Origin of the sequence: Limimaricola cinnabarinus LL-001, from assembly GCF_000466965.1 — a bacterium.
Classification (GTDB): Bacteria; Pseudomonadota; Alphaproteobacteria; order Rhodobacterales; family Rhodobacteraceae; genus Limimaricola; species Limimaricola cinnabarinus.
In genome coordinates this window covers 1-1,437 of record NZ_BATB01000149.1, presented here as the reverse complement: position 1 = coordinate 1,437, position 1,437 = coordinate 1, and the positions used below count along the sequence as shown (strand labels likewise).

1 protein-coding gene is annotated in these 1,437 nt (G+C 65.7%); it reads right to left on the bottom strand.

Features of this window, described 5'->3' with window-relative positions:
• Positions 1-21: 21 nt before the first annotated feature.
• On the bottom strand, positions 22-1,368 hold the full coding sequence (locus tag MBELCI_RS18775; protein ID WP_045320553.1) for an IS5 family transposase: 1,347 nt from the start codon (positions 1,366-1,368) through the stop codon (positions 22-24).
• Between the last annotated feature and the right edge of the window lie 69 nt (positions 1,369-1,437).

The following is a 1,437-nucleotide window of genomic DNA, read 5'->3' as shown; positions in this document are numbered from 1 at the left end:
AGTCGGCCCTGAACAACGTCCTCAGGCGGCGGCAGCGCCGGTTGCCCGGTAAGGATCCGGTTCGAACGCGCCAATAAGGGCTGCGATCAGCAGAGACAAAAGCGCCCTGAGGTGGGCGAGGATCTTGCGGATGTTGTGGCCGCAGGCGCAAAGGACGGCGAAGATCGCGTCGCCGGCGGTTCCCTTGAGCGGGCAGCGCGCCAGACGGCCATCGGCTTTCATGTGGCCGATCTCCGGCTCGATGGCACTGCGGCGCCGCAGGAGCCTAGTCAGTGCTGGCGTCATCCCTTTGCGCGTGCCGCTGATCAGCACGCGCGTGGTCTCGACGCCGTGCCCGCGGTAGCCGCGGTCGACGACGGCAAGCGAGGGTCGCTGATCCGTCAGCACCTCGACCTGCTCGAGGGCCCCAGCGAGGGTGTGGCCATCATAGGGATTGCCGGGCAGCGCCCGCATGCCGACGATGAAGCCCTCGCGGATGGTGGTGGCGACGCTGACCTTGGTGCCGAACTCGTAGCGCTGCCGCGCCTTGCCCTTCGAGATGCAGTCCACCTGCGGCTCGTGCAGGCTGAAGATCTTGCCTTTGTCCTGCGGTTGCTGGTGCAGCAGTCGCGAGGTCAGAACCAGCATGTCGAGAGCACGCGTCCGGAGCGGCCCTGCCGGCATGCCATCGATCTGGCGGCGCAGGTCGCGCATGACGCGCCCCGTGTAACCTCGCAGCGTCCGCAGCGCCTTTCGCATCCGCTTGAACTGCCGGGCATGCGCATAGCGCCCGACCTTGACCGCCAGGCGCGGAGCCAAGCGTGCATAGCTCTGGCGCAGCTCGATCCCGGCCTCGGCCGCAAGCGCCACCAGCTTCTGCCGCGCCGTCTCGTAGAGCCGCGCGTCGGTCGGGTGAGCGATGTTCTTTTCCATGACCGTGGTGTCGACCGATACCTGCTTCAGGCTCTTGTCCGCCACCGCGCCCGAGGTGCGACCGGCTTCGATGGTCTTCGTGAGCAGCCATTCCACGCCTTCTTCGCCGATGCGCTTGCGCCAGCGGGTGAGCGATGAGGGGTCGATCGGCGAGCGGTGCTGAAAGAACGTCTCACCGCAGAAGTGTTGGTAATACGGGTTCTCGACCCAGCGCGCGACCACGGCTTCGTCCGAGAGCCGGTAGGCGTGCTGGAGGTAGAGGAGTCCAGCGATCAACCGTGGCGGTGTCGCTGGCCGCCCGACCGAGGATGGAAAGAACCCGGCCCATTCACGCTCGAAGAACTCCCAGTCGATCAGCTCTGCCAAGGTCGCCAGCTCATGGCGCATGTCGATCATGTCGGTCAGGCGGGGCCGCAGGAGGTCGTCCTGCTCTTCAGCGCGGGGATGAGGCTTCATCATGCTCCGGAATTCGCAAGGTTTCGAAACACAGCTTACGAAAGCCTGCAAATCATCGCCACCATTTCC